At 56.9% G+C, this 15,475-nt stretch carries 12 protein-coding genes; 4 read left to right on the top strand and 8 right to left on the bottom strand.

Annotation, left to right across the window (positions count from 1 at the left end; genetic code table 11):
• The first annotated feature begins 11 nt into the window (after window positions 1-11).
• Window positions 12-1,742: an acetyl/propionyl/methylcrotonyl-CoA carboxylase subunit alpha gene (locus CRP02_RS07935; RefSeq protein ID WP_097170731.1), complete on the top strand. Its 1,731-nt coding sequence runs from the start codon at window positions 12-14 to the stop codon at window positions 1,740-1,742.
• A 132-nt stretch (window positions 1,743-1,874) separates the two neighbouring features.
• Window positions 1,875-3,362, top strand: a complete 1,488-nt coding sequence (gene amyA, locus CRP02_RS07940; protein WP_097170732.1) for an alpha-amylase — start codon at window positions 1,875-1,877, stop codon at window positions 3,360-3,362.
• Window positions 3,363-3,400: 38 nt separating this feature from the next.
• Here the strand turns inward: amyA and soxR are convergent, their stop codons facing one another.
• Both soxR and CRP02_RS07950 read right to left on the bottom strand, forming a co-directional pair.
• Window positions 3,401-3,856: a redox-sensitive transcriptional activator SoxR gene (gene soxR, locus CRP02_RS07945; protein ID WP_003511623.1), complete on the bottom strand. Its 456-nt coding sequence runs from the start codon at window positions 3,854-3,856 to the stop codon at window positions 3,401-3,403.
• Window positions 3,857-4,009: 153 nt separating this feature from the next.
• The gene (locus CRP02_RS07950; RefSeq protein WP_097170733.1) at window positions 4,010-6,115 is read right to left on the bottom strand and encodes a TonB-dependent receptor plug domain-containing protein; all 2,106 of its coding nucleotides are present in this window, start codon (window positions 6,113-6,115) and stop codon (window positions 4,010-4,012) included.
• 147 nt (window positions 6,116-6,262) lie between these two features.
• On the opposite strand from CRP02_RS07950, the gene CRP02_RS07955 reads away from it, so the two are divergent.
• Window positions 6,263-7,732 (top strand): glycosyl transferase family protein, encoded by a 1,470-nt coding sequence (locus tag CRP02_RS07955; RefSeq protein ID WP_097170734.1) that lies wholly within the window; start codon window positions 6,263-6,265, stop codon window positions 7,730-7,732.
• Here CRP02_RS07955 and CRP02_RS07960 read toward each other — a convergent pair.
• The 6 genes from CRP02_RS07960 to repA form a co-directional block, all read right to left on the bottom strand.
• Window positions 7,729-8,928 carry a low temperature requirement protein A gene (locus CRP02_RS07960; protein WP_097170735.1) on the bottom strand — a complete coding sequence of 400 codons (1,200 nt, stop codon included), beginning with the start codon at window positions 8,926-8,928 and terminating at the stop codon, window positions 7,729-7,731. The two genes, CRP02_RS07955 and CRP02_RS07960, sit on opposite strands and share 4 nt — an antisense overlap.
• Window positions 8,929-8,966: 38 nt before the next feature.
• On the bottom strand, window positions 8,967-9,239 hold the full coding sequence (locus CRP02_RS07965) for a hypothetical protein (RefSeq protein ID WP_097170736.1): 273 nt from the start codon (window positions 9,237-9,239) through the stop codon (window positions 8,967-8,969).
• A 66-nt stretch (window positions 9,240-9,305) separates the two neighbouring features.
• On the bottom strand, window positions 9,306-9,518 hold the full coding sequence (locus CRP02_RS07970) for a hypothetical protein (protein ID WP_097099822.1): 213 nt from the start codon (window positions 9,516-9,518) through the stop codon (window positions 9,306-9,308).
• Window positions 9,519-9,914: 396 nt separating this feature from the next.
• Window positions 9,915-11,192 (bottom strand): plasmid replication protein RepC, encoded by a 1,278-nt coding sequence (gene repC, locus CRP02_RS07975; protein WP_097170737.1) that lies wholly within the window; start codon window positions 11,190-11,192, stop codon window positions 9,915-9,917.
• Between the two features lie 185 nt (window positions 11,193-11,377).
• Window positions 11,378-12,388, bottom strand: a complete 1,011-nt coding sequence (repB, locus tag CRP02_RS07980) for a plasmid partitioning protein RepB (protein ID WP_097170738.1) — start codon at window positions 12,386-12,388, stop codon at window positions 11,378-11,380.
• Entirely contained in the window at window positions 12,385-13,599 is a 1,215-nt protein-coding gene (gene repA, locus CRP02_RS07985; protein WP_029658853.1) for a plasmid partitioning protein RepA, read from the bottom strand. The genes repB and repA overlap by 4 nt, the downstream gene beginning before the upstream one ends.
• Before the next feature lie 439 nt (window positions 13,600-14,038).
• On the opposite strand from repA, the gene CRP02_RS07990 reads away from it, so the two are divergent.
• Window positions 14,039-15,424, top strand: coding sequence for an FAD/NAD(P)-binding protein (locus CRP02_RS07990; RefSeq protein WP_097170739.1), 1,386 nt, complete (start codon window positions 14,039-14,041; stop codon window positions 15,422-15,424).
• Window positions 15,425-15,475 lie beyond the last annotated feature (51 nt).

The raw sequence follows: 15,475 nt of genomic DNA on the forward strand, positions 1-15,475 counted from the left end.
GGAGAATAGCGATGAAAAAAGTGCTGATTGCCAATCGCGGCGAGATCGCGGTGCGGATCATCCGCGCATGCCGTGATTACGGCCTGCAATCGGTTGCCGTTTATGCCGATCCCGATCAGGATGCGCTATTCGTTCGGTTGGCGGATGAGGCCTATGCGCTGGAAGGCGTGCGCCCCGCCGAAACCTATCTCGATATCGCCAAGCTGATCGCGATTGCCAAACGCGCCGGCGCGGATGCCGTGCATCCCGGTTACGGCTTTTTGTCCGAACGCGCCGAATTTGCGCAGGCGGTTATCGATGCCGGCCTTAGCTGGATCGGCCCCGACCCACATGTCATTGAATCGCTGGGCGATAAAGTGGAAGCGCGGCGCATCGCTACCGGCGTCGGCGCACCGCTGGTGGCCGGCAGTGACGGCCCCGTCTCTACCGCCGCCGAAGTCACCGCTTTTGCCGAAGAATACGGCCTGCCCGTCGCCATCAAGGCAGCGCATGGCGGTGGTGGGCGCGGCCTGAAGGTCGCATGGAAGATGGAAGAGATCGCCGATCTCTACGAATCCGCCGTTCGCGAAGCGACCGCCGCTTTCGGTCGCGGCGAATGTTTTCTCGAACGCTTCCTCGACCGGCCCCGCCATATCGAGGCGCAGGTTTTGGCCGACAAGCACGGCAATGTGCTGGTGCTGGGCACCCGCGATTGCTCGCTGCAACGTCGGAACCAGAAGCTGATAGAGGAGGCTCCGGCCCCGTTCCTGTCTGCCGAACAGCGACAAAAAATCCACGACGCGGCAAAGGCGATCTGTGCGGCCGCGGGCTATTCCGGTGCCGGCACCGTCGAATTCCTGCTCGGCGTTGATGGCACGATTTCTTTCCTGGAGGTCAATACGCGCCTGCAGGTGGAACATCCCGTTACCGAGGAAACCACCGGTATCGATCTCGTCATCGAGCAGTTCCGCATCGCAGAGGGCCACACCCTGCGGGTGCTTGAAACGCCGGAACCGCGCGGCCACTCTATGGAATTCCGCATCAATGCCGAAGATCCCGGCCGAGGATTCCTGCCAACACCCGGCACGATCTCGATTTTCGATGCTCCTTCCGGCCCCGGCATCCGTGTAGATAGCGGCGTCGTCAGCGGCTCCAGCGTGCCTGGCGTATTCGACTCGCTGATGGCGAAGCTCATCGTCACGGGTACCGACCGCAATCAGGTTCTGCGCCGCGCGCGCCGCGCGCTGAAAGAATTCCGTATCGAAGGCGTTGCCACGGTTCTGCCGTTCCATCGCGCCGCAATCGAGACGGACGACTTCATCGGCACCGACGGTTTCAAGGTTCATACCCGCTGGATCGAGACCGATTTCGCCGCCATGCCTGACGCCATGGAACGCCCGGCACCGGCTGAAGACCCTTCCATCACGCGCACCTTTCTGGAAATCGACGGCAAGCGTGTTTCTGTCGGCCTGCCGAACCTGCTGCTCTCCGGCCTCGGCGCTGTCAGCGGCGGCAATGCCGCTGCCCCCAGCGCGTCGGTCAAGGAGAAGGAAGGTGAAATTATCGCTCCCGTTTCCGGCACCTTGCAATCGTTCAAGGTGAACGATGGCGAAACTGTTTCCAAAGGCGATCTTCTGGCCGTCATGGAAGCCATGAAAATGGAAACGCAAATCGTGGCGACGAAGGCCGGCAAGGTCCGCCTGATCGTCAAGGAAGGCGACTATCTTCAGGCAGGCGCGGCACTTCTCGAAATTGCGGAATAACGCATAAACGAGGCCACCGGACCCATCAGGGAAGGTGGTCCCCTCACAATCGAAGTTTGGTCAATACGGCGGCGGAACCCTTTCGCCGCCGGGCCGTTTATGGCGCGACCTGCTAACCATCATGAGGGAAATATGGCCGGACGCACCTTGCTTCAATTCTTCCATTGGTACTATCCGGACGGAGGGAAATTATGGAGCGAGGTGGCCGAAAAGGCGGAAAGCCTTGCCCGAATGGGTATTACCGACGTCTGGCTACCGCCAGCCTACAAGGGTTCTGCCGGAGGTTATTCGGTAGGTTACGATACCTATGATCTCTTCGACCTTGGCGAATTCGACCAGAAGGGAACCGTGGCGACCAAATACGGTGATCGTGCTGCCCTCGAACAGGCCGGTCGGACGCTGAAGGAAAACGGCATCCGCGTCATTCACGACGTGGTTCTCAATCACAAGATGGGCGCGGATGAACGGGAGAAGGTGCGGGTTCGCCGCGTCAATCCCGATGACCGCACCGAGATAGAGGACGAGGATTTCGAGGCGCACGCCTATACGCGCTTCACCTTTCCGGGCCGAAACGGCACGCATTCCAAATTCATCTGGGACCTGAAGTGCTTCAGCGGCGTCGACCACATCGAAGAGCCTGATGAGGACGGCATTTTCCGTCTCGTCAACGAATATGGCGACGGCGAATGGAATGAGGAGGTCGACGAGGAAAACGGCAACTTTGATTATCTCATGGGCGCGGATGTCGAATTCCGAAACAGGGCTGTCTACGAGGAACTGAAATATTGGGGCCGGTGGCTTGCCGAACAGGTGCAGGTGGATGGTTTCCGTCTGGATGCGGCCAAACATATTCCGGCATGGTTCTTCCGCGACTGGGTAGGCCATATGCGCGACACGATTAATCCCGACCTCTTCGTCGTGGCGGAATACTGGCACCCCGATATAGACGCGCTGAAAAGCTATCTCGATCTGGTCGACAAGCAGCTGATGCTCTTCGATGTCGCCCTTCACCACCGCTTCCATGACGCCTCCAAGCAGGGCGGCGATTTCGACATGCGCACTATCTTCGATGGTTCGCTGCTTTCCGCTGTTCCAGATCACGCCGTCACGCTTGTCGACAACCACGACACGCAGCCGCTGCAATCTCTGGAAGCGCCGGTAGAACCTTGGTTCAAGCCTCTTGCCTATGCAATCATTCTGCTGCGCGAAGAAGGTGTGCCTTGCGTCTTTTATCCCGATCTTTTCGGTACGGCCTATACAGACACCGGCAATGACGGCAACGACCATGAGATCGTCATGCCGGCTATCGAATGCCTTCCGAAGCTCATCGAGGCACGCAGCCGCTTTTCCAACGGTGCCCAGACGGATATTTTCGATGATCCGAGCTGCATTGCGTTTATTCGCCACGGTACCGCCGATGAGCCGGGCTGCGTAGTGGTGATGTCGAACGGCGAGGCGGCGGAAAAACAGATCGATCTCGGCCCTGAGCAGGCGGGAGCTGTATGGCGCGATTTCCTTGGTCACCGTCACGAACAGATCACCCTTGACGAGCATGGCAAGGGTCTGTTTTCCACCAATGGCGGCAGCGTCAGTGTCTGGGTTCCGGCCGACGTCGAGTAGGAACAATTGCTTTTAAAGCGGCCAGCCGGAAACCTTGCTCATTTGACGGATACGAGACGGCGCGGGCCCGCGCCGGCATCGGCCAGAACATCGTTCGGATTGCGTAAGGGACAGTCATCAAGTGAGAGGCAACCGCAACCGATACAGCCGGTAAGCTGGTCGCGCAGCATAATCAGGCTGTTGATACGAAGCTGCAGCATTTCCCGCCAGGATTGCGAGAACACGCGCCAGTCAGCGGTCGTCGCCACCCTGTCCTGCGGCAAATCCGCCAAGGCGTCCCTGATGATGCTGAGCTGGATACCTGCCCGCTGCGCAATGCGGATAATGGCAATGCGCCGCAGGACGGCGCGATGATAACGACGCTGGTTCCCGCTGGTGCGCCAGCCTTCGATCAATCCCTTCGCCTCGTAAAAATGGATGGTTGAAACGGCGACGCCACTACGACGCGCAACCTCCCCAACCGTCAGGCTGTGTTTAAAGATGGTATTTTCCATGCCGGCTCCGTTTTCTGAACGGCCTCCGCTCTGAAAAACGCGGAAACACACTAGAGAGCAGCCGGTATAATTCCTCAACCATAGTTGAGGTCAATAGAATGGATGGCAAAAAAGGCGCCCATCGGGCGCCTCTGAATTCTTAAATATCGCGGATCAGAATTTGGCGGTCATGCTGATCCAGAAGCGGCGGCCTTCCATGACCGTGTTGAAATCGTCAGCGCCGACTTCCTTGTCGAATACATTGTAAACCGCCGCGTTGAGATCGACATTTTCGGCCACCGCATATTTCGCCCCGATGTCGAGGGTGGTGTAAGCGTCATATTTACGCCCGGCCTTGCCGTTGATCGTAACCGGTTTGCCGTTCGTGCCGATGCGCGGACCCGCATTGATTTCCGATCCGTGATAGTTCACCGAAGCCCAGGCTTCCAGCCCGTCCACCGGGGTGACCCATTCGCCTCTCAGATTGGCCATGTGCTCCGGCGTCCGCGCCAGCGGAAAACCCTCGTAATCGCCCGTCTTCTGTTCGGAATGCGTATAGGTATAGTTGCCGCGCAATGTCAGTTCCGGCGTCGCATACCATGCTGCCGTCAGTTCTATGCCCTGAATGACCGCATCGTCGATATTGTAGTTGTACCAGAGGCGATAATTGCTGTCTTCGCTCCAGCGGGCAGGCGTTCCATCCGGATTGAGCACCAGCGCGTTGGAAATCTTGTCCTTGAAATCTGTGTAGAAATAGGTGGCACCGAAGGCGACATCACCATTGTCCCAGAGTGCTGCCAATTCATAACTCGTGCTCTTTTCCGCCTCCAGACCCGGATCGCCGATGATCACGCCGCAGGTACCGTTCGAGGCATAGGTGCACCCACCGCCGCCCGTCGTATAGGCATAACCCGGTGCGATCTGGCGGATTTCCGGTGCGCGGAAACCTGTTGAAATGCCGCCCTTGATCGTCAGATCGTCGGTTGCGCTCCAGACGCCGTAAAGGCGTGGGCTGAAATGATTGCCATATTTTTCATGGTTATCCAGACGAAGGCCGCCCGTCAGCGCAAAGCTATCGACGATGCGCCATTCATCCTCGACGAAGAGTGCCCATTGCGTCGCCGAGAAAGTTTCGTCGCGACCGGTACGGCGTCCCGGATTCTGGTCCTTCAGCTGTGCCTCGAAATATTGACCGCCGGTGACGAGCGTATGGTTGCCGAACAGTTCGAACGGCGTGGTGAACTTGCCGTCGAGAACGCTATTGCGAACCTCCGGCGAGCGCGGATTTTCAGTGATGCGTCCCGTGCGAAAGTTTCTGGTGAAGTTGGTACGCTCGGCCCATTCCTGCTGGAAGGAGAATTCGGACGTGGTCGGTCCCCACCGGCCGGTATGCGACAATGACCAATGGTCGCGCGTATTGGTGTTGTAGGTGCCGTCTGCATTGGCTGCCAGCGTCTCGCCGGACTGGGCATCGCGGCGCAACCGTGCTTTGCCAGCCTCGAGATAGATGTCGTGATCCTCATTCGGCGTGAAGGTCAAACGTCCATTGAAATCGTATTCCTTCGCGCTCGTCGTACCATTCAATATGCGGTCTTCGCCGCGCGTGAAGCCCCTGCCCCAGATCTGCAGCCCCAGCCGGTCCTTCAGGATCGGCCCATTGGCATACCAGGACACCTGGCCGCTATTGCCGAATTTTGAGTGTTGCTGAACCGTACCCTCGCTGGTCACGGAGCCAGACCAGACATCTCCGACCTTGCGGGTGATGATGTTGATGACGCCGCCCATGGCATCGGAACCGTAAAGAGAGGACATCGGGCCGCGCACGACCTCGATGCGTTCGATCGCCGAAACCGGCGGCACGAAACTCTGTTCGAAGCCGGAATTACCATTGGTACGGGCATCGCGCGTGCTCTGCCTCTTACCGTCAACCAGGATCAGCGTGTAAGCGCCGGGCAATCCGCGAATGAAAATATCCTTCTCATTGGCAATGCCGGTGACAGACACGCCCTGAACTTCGCGCAAGGCGTCTGTCAGATCGCGGTAAGATCCCTTTTCCAGATCTTCTCGCGTCACAACCGTGATGCTGGCCGGAGCATCCTTCACATTCTGCTCGAAGCCCGACGCGGTCACCACAATCTGCTGAAGAACGGTGGTTCCGTCGGTCGCCTGCTGCGCGAAAGCGGGCAATGCAGCGCTGAGCGCCGTTCCCGCCATAGCGACGAAAATGCCAGCCTTTATTATCGTCGCGGCCATATCCTGCCCGCGGTACTTCAATTCCATGTTACGCCCCCGCATTTAACTTGAGAATTTAACCCCACTTATTTAGGAGGGAGGTCTGGCGCAACGCGTTTGTTTTCGAACAGTTCTAAATTCCAGAAATTGCAAAAAGGGCTCCGCCATTCGGCGGCGGGGTAAAAAAACAGCAAGATGACAACCGGCAAGAGAAAAGAAGAACCAGCTTCCCCGACAAAGCCCGACAGGCTTGGTCAGCTGAAACTACTTGTCGCGTTCGATGCGTTGTTGCGGGAAGGAAGCGTCAGCCGCGCAGCGGCAGGCATGGGACTGCCGACATCATCGATGAGCCGGATATTACAGCAGCTGCGCGAGAAATACGGCGACCAGCTGTTTCTGCGTACCGGCCAGGGTTTGCGACCCACCCCCTTTGCCGAGACCATGCGGCTGCGCATTCGTTCGCTGGCGGCGGAGGCGGAAAACCTGATCGATTATTCACAGGAAAAAGCGGCAGCTCCCGCCGCCGCCAATGTTAGCGGCTGGGAACGGCCGGTGCTGATGAAGGCGCCGCCTCTTTCGCTGCGCCCCAGCGTTCTTCTGGAAGGTCAGCCGACACCGGAAAATATAGCGGACCGCCTTGCCCGCATCGGCCACAATGCCGATCCGCAGCACAGGCTCGCCAAATATATAGCGACCTCGGCGATGGGCATCGGCAACAGCCGCCCGCTCAGTCAGCAAGAGGCGATGGACGCGCTTTCGATCATTCTCGAAGGCGATGCAGATCCCATACAGATCGGAGCGCTGCTTGCGACCATGCATTATCGCGGTGTGACCGCGGCAGAGCTTGCCGGTTTTATCGAAGCCATGTGGGGCCATATAAAAAGAGACCAGCAAGCGCCCGCATCGGTCGATCTCGACTGGCCGGCCTATATGTCGCCCAAACATCGCGATGCACCTTGGTTCCTGCATTCCGCACGTCTTGTTTCCATGGCGGGATATAGCGTCTTGTTACACGGCCACGTGGGCCAAGGAGAAAATGGCGGCAAGCTCGAACTCGCCGCTGAAGCCTGCGGGATACCGCTCTGCCATTCACTTTCGCAGGCGGCCAAGGCCACTGCCTCGCACGGGATCGCCTATCTGCCGATCGGTGGACTGTCGTTACAGTTTCAGAGCCTGCTTGGCCTGCACGGCGTTCTGGAAATGCGCCTGCCGCTCAATACGGTCGTGCATCTTCTCAATCCACTTCGCGCCAGAAGCACCATTATCGGCGTCGCCCGCCCCTCTTATCAGGAGCTCCATCGCGATACCGCGCGGCTGCTTTCGGTCGAAACCCTTGCCATTCTCGGCAATACGCGGGATTTCGCGCAATTTACACCCTTCCGCAGCACCCGGATTTTCGGTCTTTCCAAGGGCGAGGATGTCGAGTTCGTCATTCCCGCCCGCGAAACCCCACCGGCCGAAATGCCGACCATGTTCACCACCTTCGAATATTGGCGCGCAGTCTGGACGGGGGCGGCCAGAGACGAAAGAGCGGAAACCATAATCGTCTCCACCGCTGCCATCGCCCTGATGCTGGTCAATGATATGGTGCTGCCTTTCGAAGAGGCCTATGCCCGCAGCCTGAGGCTATGGAACGACAGGGCACGCGATTTCGCCACTGCTTAGGCGTTGGCGACTGATTTTTTCAGCGCCAGATATTCCCACAGCGCCACCAGCAGCAAAATCCCCGTGCTTGCCAGTTGCAGCGCAAAAAGCGGCACGCCCGGCACCGGCAGAAGCAGGCAGAGCGCCGCTACTCCGGCAAAATGCGAGATCGGCCGCTGATAGGTGGCAGCAATCTTGACGCCGATATTACCGGCTAGAAACAGGATCGGGCCGCCAAGAATTGCGATGGACTCCCTCATCGTCGTCCCTTCATGGGCATGGGACAGGCTGAAATCCTCTCCCACTGCCGTGAGGATGATGCCGGCCACGATAGGCAGATGTCCGTAGTTGAAAAGATTTTGGGCGATCTTCGCTTTCTCGTCCGCATGTTCGGCCTTTCTGGAGGCCTCTTCCTGCCCGTGATGGAAATAGATCCACCACATTGTGACGGTGCTGACGAAGGCCGAACAAAAGACGATGAATGTGAGGCCGGTATTCATATATTCCGTGGCCGTACGGCCGGTGGTTAGAATCGTTTCCCCGAGACAGATGATGACGAAAAGCGCACAGCGCTCCGCAAGGTGCTCGCCGGAGAGATGCAGCTTGTCCGCATCGCTTGCTTTCAATCCCGGGACGACATAACGACAAGCGGGTCCGGCATATTCGATAGCGAGTGCGATACCCCACAGGAGGATTCTATCCGTCAGATCGACAAGCCCGCCAGCCAGCCAGAACAGGCTCGATATGACTAGCCAGATCGTCACTCGCACAAAAACCAGAAAAGACTGCCTGTCCTCTCCCTTGAAGGCATAGAGTGCAAACAGGCTCCGCCCCACCTGCATGGCACTGTAGATCAGAGCAAACACGAAACCCTGTTCCGCAAAAGCCTCCGGCAGCGCGATGGCCAAAAGCACCCCACCGAACATCAGGACGAAAAGCAGAATCCGGACAGGCTCCTTTTCCGTATTCAGCAGGTTGGTGATCCAGGCGGTGTGTATCCACAGCCACCAAAGTGACAATATCAGGATGCCCGCCTCAAGCGCCGCTGTCGGTCCGAAGTCCTTTGCAAGCGCATGGGAAAGCTGAATGAGCGCGAAAACGAAAACCAGATCGAAGAATAGTTCAGGAAAGGTCGCCTTTTCTGCTTTGTGCCCATCCTGTTTGATCCAGGTTTGCGCATCCGGTTTCTGCCCGGACGTTTCGCTTTCGGTTCCCATTCTGCCCCTGTTCGTCGGTATGAATTATTGCGATCGCGTTAGCGTTGCGCTTCAGCCGAAGAATTAACATTCGAGTCCCGGCCGGGAAACTGCAGCGCCCGCGCATTGTCGGGATAAAAACGCGGTCCTACCAGACGCACTGTCTTGCCGGAGACATCGGTAATATAATTCGATGCGGTCGCCCCAGACGAGAATGCGGCGCTACGGGTATTGGTCGGTTCCAATATGCTGACCTCCAAAGGCTGAGCAAATATCGGGTGGCTCGTCGCGGAGATGACAATTGTCGCGATAAAGAGGGACTTGGAGAACATCGGCACATCCTGTCACAATTGACTGCGCCATAAACAGCCCTCGCCCGGTTTGGTTCCCGCCGTCTTTCAGCTGTCCTCGTCCAGATAGGTGCGATATTGCACGTAATCCGAACTTGGTTGCCCGTCGACAATTTCCGGCGGCCGCCCCTCACCTCCGGTTAAATAACCGGCTTCTTCAAGTCCCGCCCTCAAGAGCTTTTCGATGGCGGTATGTCGAGGCAAGGCAATGTCCGCCATGTAAACAGCGACAGCCAGCTCCATATCGTCTGGAAAAACCATAGGCTCACCCCCCCTTCCAACATCGACACGGAAACGCACAATCTTAAGGAAGGTTCAGTTCCAACGTCGTGCCATATCGAGATCTCTGCATTACCCAGTCCAGTCAGGCGAGAGACGCATAAAAATCGCGCTTTTCCTGCCCTTATCATCGCAATCCCGCTAAAAGATGCCCGGACTCAAGCGATTGAAACCAATCATGGAATAACTCAAACGAAAGTCAATTAACGCTTAACTTTCATCACTTTGCATTAACCATAGGAACCCTGCCAGCGCGGTCTGTTCGTAAACACTGGCAGCCTCACAGCGAATCTTCGGGGTCTTGCAGAAACAGCGTCAATGTAGCTCCAGACTGGGAGTTCGGCAAGCCGACGCCATTTTCTGTCCGTCCTCAAGAACTCATACAGCCATGCTTCTCTCTATCCCGTCAGTTCGACCCCGCAGTTGCGCCAGAAGCATGGCCTGAAGATCAAACCCGCCCTCGTGGGCCTTACGGGTGAGATTGCGCAGATATCCGCCCAGCGAGCTGATCTGGTCGGCCTTTTGCAGCAGGCAGGCAAGAATCGCCGCTGTTCCCTGTCGACCGAAAGTGGTGAGGGCGTCCTGGTAGGCCGACTGGCTAACGTTAAACATGGTTTTAATGACTGATGTCGCCACTTCGAGATCACGCCATCCAGTCACTGCTCCTCGGGGTGCATAGAGGGAAATATCCGGGCAAGCCTTCACAACCAAAACAATATCAGGAACAAAAAATTGCTTATGAAGAACAGGCTTTGGCTGTTGCGGCGAAGGTTTTGCACTGACGGGTACGGCATATTCTGGCTGTACGACTGTCGTGTCGGCAGGTGCGAGGATTACCGGTTCACGCAAATTTTGCGGTTTAGATATAGATTCGGATTCTGAATTCTTTATGAGGCGCTCATTTTGGCAGTCATTGCCGCCCGATTTCTCCGAATTTTCAATATTTTCCAGATAGTTGGTCACTTCTGCACGCAGGGAGACCAAAAATCCGGCGATTTCCTTGAGTTCGACAGGCTTTGAATTACGGCCGAGAGACCGGGCAATGGCATTGTAGCGCGCCTGGAATCCTTCTGACGTTACGACATCACCGCTGGCGGCTATCATTTCGCAAAGCTTCTGGATATCGCGGCGGCACAGGCTGATGTTTTCACGAAGCCGCTGAAGGTCGAGCCGCTCGCGAACGATGCGTTCGGCGAGTTCCTCTATTTCCGATTTGCGGGCGAGAAGCGGTGCCAGCGAAAAACCATAGGCTTCGCTGATTTCCCCGCCCCTGTGCTTACGCGCGTAGCGTTTTCCGTTTGGACTATCCTTGCGGATGATGAGACCGGCCTCGACGAGAGCCGAGAGATGCCGGCGCAATGTCTGTTCTGCCATTCCATGTGCCCGCAATGATAATTGCGTATTCGACGGAAAGACGACCAATCCGGCTTCGCTGGAGAGTTCATTTTTCGGATAAAAACTCAGAAGGGCGTTCAAGACCGCGAGAGAGCGATCGGTCACACCGAGCAATGGTCTCGCTTCACAGACCGAACGGTAGAGTTTCCATTTATCGACCGCTTCTGTCTTTTTGTTTTTCTGCGCGGCAAACTGTGTTGCGAGGACGCCAAACGACATCGCTCGCCGCCCAAAGGGCGTCGTTACACATGTGCTGTCCATGTCTTTCACCTTTCACAAGGCAAAAGAAAATCGCTCACCGAAAAATTCGATGCCAAGACTCTTGACTATGATTCGCGGAAATGAGATTCTTTGGTTGCTTAGATCAAAGAAAGGCTTCCGTGCGGCAACGTTCGGGGGCTTTTTTCTTTTGTAATGCGTCTCCTGTTAGTCGTTGGTATTAACAATCACTGCTTGGACCGATATTCGGCAAACAGCGCCTGAAGATGTTCCAGAACGAAATCGGCAAATTCCGGCGCCTCGTTCTTGTCGATGGATATATCCAGCTTGCGGTCGCTTTCGACCACCTTTGCCAGTCTGCTGCCAGTTTCCGAAGACCAGACACCGGCTTTCTTTGCCTGTGCCTTGGGTTTCAGAAAATCCAGAAGCGACTTGAAGCGTTCTTCGGACGGAAGAGCGGCAACGGAAGGTTCCCTGACATGAGCGCGCGCAGCTTCCTTGACCTGTGACGAGGAGAGCTGATCTGCGAGATCCATCCAGTTACGGCGACCGACGGTAGGTGCCGGACCAATAAGATCGACCAGATCCTCGGGAATGCGACCGACAACCGATAGCATGTTGGAAAGATCGCCCTTGTGTAGGGACATCGCCGCCATGATTGTATCACGCGGAAACCGCATCTGCAGTTTCTGGGCGAACCGCGCCTTTTCAATATAGGTTAGGTCACGGCGCTCGTTGTTTTCCTGTCCCTGGGCGACAACCAGCTGTTCGTCGCTGAGATCGCGAACCACGGCCTTGACCGGAATACCCAGGTTGGAAACGGCGCGCAGACGGCGATGGCCAAATGCGACCTGATAACGTCCCGGAAATTCGGGATGAGGGCGCACCAGAATGGGAACCTGCTGGCCCTGCTCACGAATAGCCTCCACCAGGCCTGAATCCGCCTCTTCTGAGGCTGGCATGCGGTCGGGTATGAAGGACGGGTCGATATCAGCAGGATTGAGCGAAACGATCGTAAGGCCCTCTGCGAGCCGTTTTTCGATCTCTTCAGCACGTTTGGAGCGCTCCGACACTTCGTTCAGAGACTGGCCGATCATGCCGACTGGCGAGTTCAACACATCCGTCACCAGTTCGGGAGAACCGAGGATGGGTCTGACACGCGGACGGGACCGCTCGGGAGTGGTATCGTTGTCTGTGCCTGGCGTGCCAAGATTGGCGAAAATCTGTTTTCTGCTCATGCTGCCCTACCCCACGCTTTTTTAATCAATCCCTCGATTTCAGCGTTCACGTTGTTCATGGCTTCCAGTGCGCGGTCATAAGTGGAGCGCGTGAACTGGGTTCTTTCCACCTCGAAAAGCGTCTGGTTGGTCAATCCGGCATCCGAAACGGCCGTGCTCTTCAGCATCGGGTGAATGAGGACGTTTTCACCGAAGATCGAGCGCAGGAAAGCCACCATCTGGTTCTGCGGCCCATCGCTCGGTTCGAAACGCGTGATGAGGTAACGCATCCAGTTATAATCGGAGCGTGCACCAGCCCTGCCGATTTCAGCGAGAAGATCGCCAGTCATGGCAAGGAACTGGTTCATGGACATGACATCAAGCATTTGCGGATGAACGGTGACGAGAACCGATGTTGCCGCCGTCAGCGCCGACAGCGTCAGGTAACCGAGTTGCGGTGGGCAATCGATGACCACGACGTCGTAGAAGTTCTGGGCCTGGGCGATTGCCTGGCCGATGCGAGCGAAGAACAGAGTGTCGCCCGGTGCGCGGCGCATCAGTGCGCGCGGGGTATCATGTTCGAATTCCATAAGCTCCAGATTGCCCGGAACTATATGAAGGTTGGGAATATAGGTGCCGCGAACGATCTCTGCGATTGGCCGGCGTTCGTCATCGTAGCGGATCGCGCCGTAGAGCGTTTCATTCGGGCCGACATCCATTTCGGGCTGGTGACCGAAGAGAGCGGAGAGACTGGCCTGTGGATCGAGATCGATGGCCAGAACCCGGTAACCGCGCAGCGCCAGATATTGTGCCAGATGCGCGGATGTAGTGGTCTTACCTGAACCGCCTTTGAAATTCATGACCGCGATGACCTGCAATTCCTCGCCGTCGCGACGGTGGGGCAGATAGCGACGTGTGCCGCGCGCGCCCTGATCGAGAAACTTTCTGATCTCGTCCATATCCTCTACCGAATAGGAACGACGACCGGATGCCTGCGCTGCATCGAGTTCCGGACGCTCAGCGGCGATCTGACGAAGATAGGCTTCACCGATGCCAATCAGCCGGGCGGTTTCCGCCGGCGAAAAATGGCGCATACTCTTTTCGGTATGCGGTGAAAACGTATTCGCATTATGCGCCTGCAATTGGGCTGACAATGCAGCCGAATGCTGTTGTATAAGGCTCGTGAGGTCGGGTGCCCCTGCAGCAAATCTTGAGTCGGCACTCTGTGTCATGGATCTACTTTCGCTCGATATTGCAGTTGCGGTTTTTTTCGAAAAAGACGGTTTTTTCCGCAACTGAGATATAAGCGCCGATTCTCTTTTTGGCGCAATAGGCTTTTTTCCCGGATGCAGAAGTGCCGCTAAGGCATTGTGGAAGAATCAGTTTTGCTTTTTGTGACAGTTTGTCGGTTAGCCGCGGCTAACTTCATCTTCGTTCTGGCAGAGATGCGGTTTTTTGGCTTCCTTCAAAATTGACAAGAAGCGATCAGAGAGAAAGTTTGCCGCGGCTAACTTTGAGAATCCTGCGTATCAATGTGCAATGAGCGATCCCGCCAGCGGAAAGTGAAGGGTGGACATTGGCAGGTGTTTAATCTCTACTCATTGACTAGAGTATCAACGGGTCCGGCGCCCACCGCCTGACCTTTCGTGCTGTCGCAGGTTGGAGGAATGAATGTCCTATGATGTCGCTATCGTCGGTTCGGGTTTCTCGGCCATCTGTACCGCCGCTCATCTTCTATCATCCCTGCCCGCGGACGCGTCGATCGCCATTGTCGGCGACGAGTCGGATTTCGGGCGTGGTACGGCCTATCGTACCGAGTTACCCTATCACCGGCTCAATGTGCCCGCAGGGCGGATGAGCGTATTCCCCGACAGGCCGGATGACTTTCTTGATTGGCTGACGGAGAATGGGCTCGGCAATGATCCATTGGCTTTTGCCTCACGTGGCGATTACGGCCTCTATCTCAGGGACAGGCTCGCCAGCTTGCTGAGAAGCCGGGATCAGCGGGCGAGGGTGGACTTCATCCGTGCCAAGGCTTCAGCCTGTCGGCCGGATGGCGATGGCGGTTTCTCTTTTGCACTGGAGAACGGTGAGAAGCTGCGCGCGCAAAACGTTGTCTTATGTCTTGGTGTCGGCGCGGCAAGTTTGCCGGTGCAAACTCTGACGAAAGATGATGACACGCCGCAGCGCATCATCGGGCATTGCTGGCAGTCCGGATGGCTGTCGAAAGTAACGGCGGGGGACCGCATCTGTATTCTGGGTTCTGGCCTGACGATGATCGATCAGGTCCTGACGCTTCGAGGAAAGGGACACCGTGGCCCAATCCACGTTTTGTCCCGCCGCGGACTTGTGCCGCATCCACATATCAGCCCGCCCCTGTCGCCGGCTGATCCCCGCTTACCTGAAGGTTCGACCGAGATCAGCCGGTTACTACAGGCTCTGCGTAAGCAGGTGAAAGATGGTGCGCCGTGGCGTACTGTCATGGATGGTTTACGGCCGAAGACCCAGCTGCTTTGGCAGAGTCTGACATCTGAGCAGCGAAGCCGGTTTCTTCGCCATGCTTTGCCCTGGTGGAACATTCACCGGCACCGAATCGCACCCGAAGTGCATAAGGCTTTCGAAAAGCTCTTATCTGACGGCGTTCTAGAGATTCATGCCGGTTATCTCCGCTCTCTAGAGGAGCAGGACGAGGGGATCGCCGTACTTTATCGCCGTCGGCATACGGAGACGCTTAAAGAGTTTCAGGTCGATTGGGTCGTTAATTGTACCGGAATGGAGAGGGCGGGGATCGGTCATTCACGGCTTCTCGAAACCATGCGGGACGGTGGCGTGCTTTTGCTTGACCCCTTTGGTCTTGGGGTCGAGGTCGATGGCCAGTCGCGCTTGTCAAACGCGCACGGGCAGATCTGGCCCGGCCTGTTTGCCGCCGGGGCGCTGACGGCGGGCCGCTTCTGGGAGATAACCGCCGTGCCGGATATCCGCGTGCAGGCGCAGAAGATCGCGCAAGCTGTCACGGACAGAGTGGTATCGGACCGGCGGGTTTCGGCACACGGCTGATCTGACGGAAAGCACAGTCGCACCTTTAGACTGTTCCTCGAACTTTTCAGA

Source organism: Rhizobium sp. AN5 (assembly GCF_900215255.1).
GTDB lineage: Bacteria > Pseudomonadota > Alphaproteobacteria > Rhizobiales > Rhizobiaceae > Agrobacterium > Agrobacterium tumefaciens.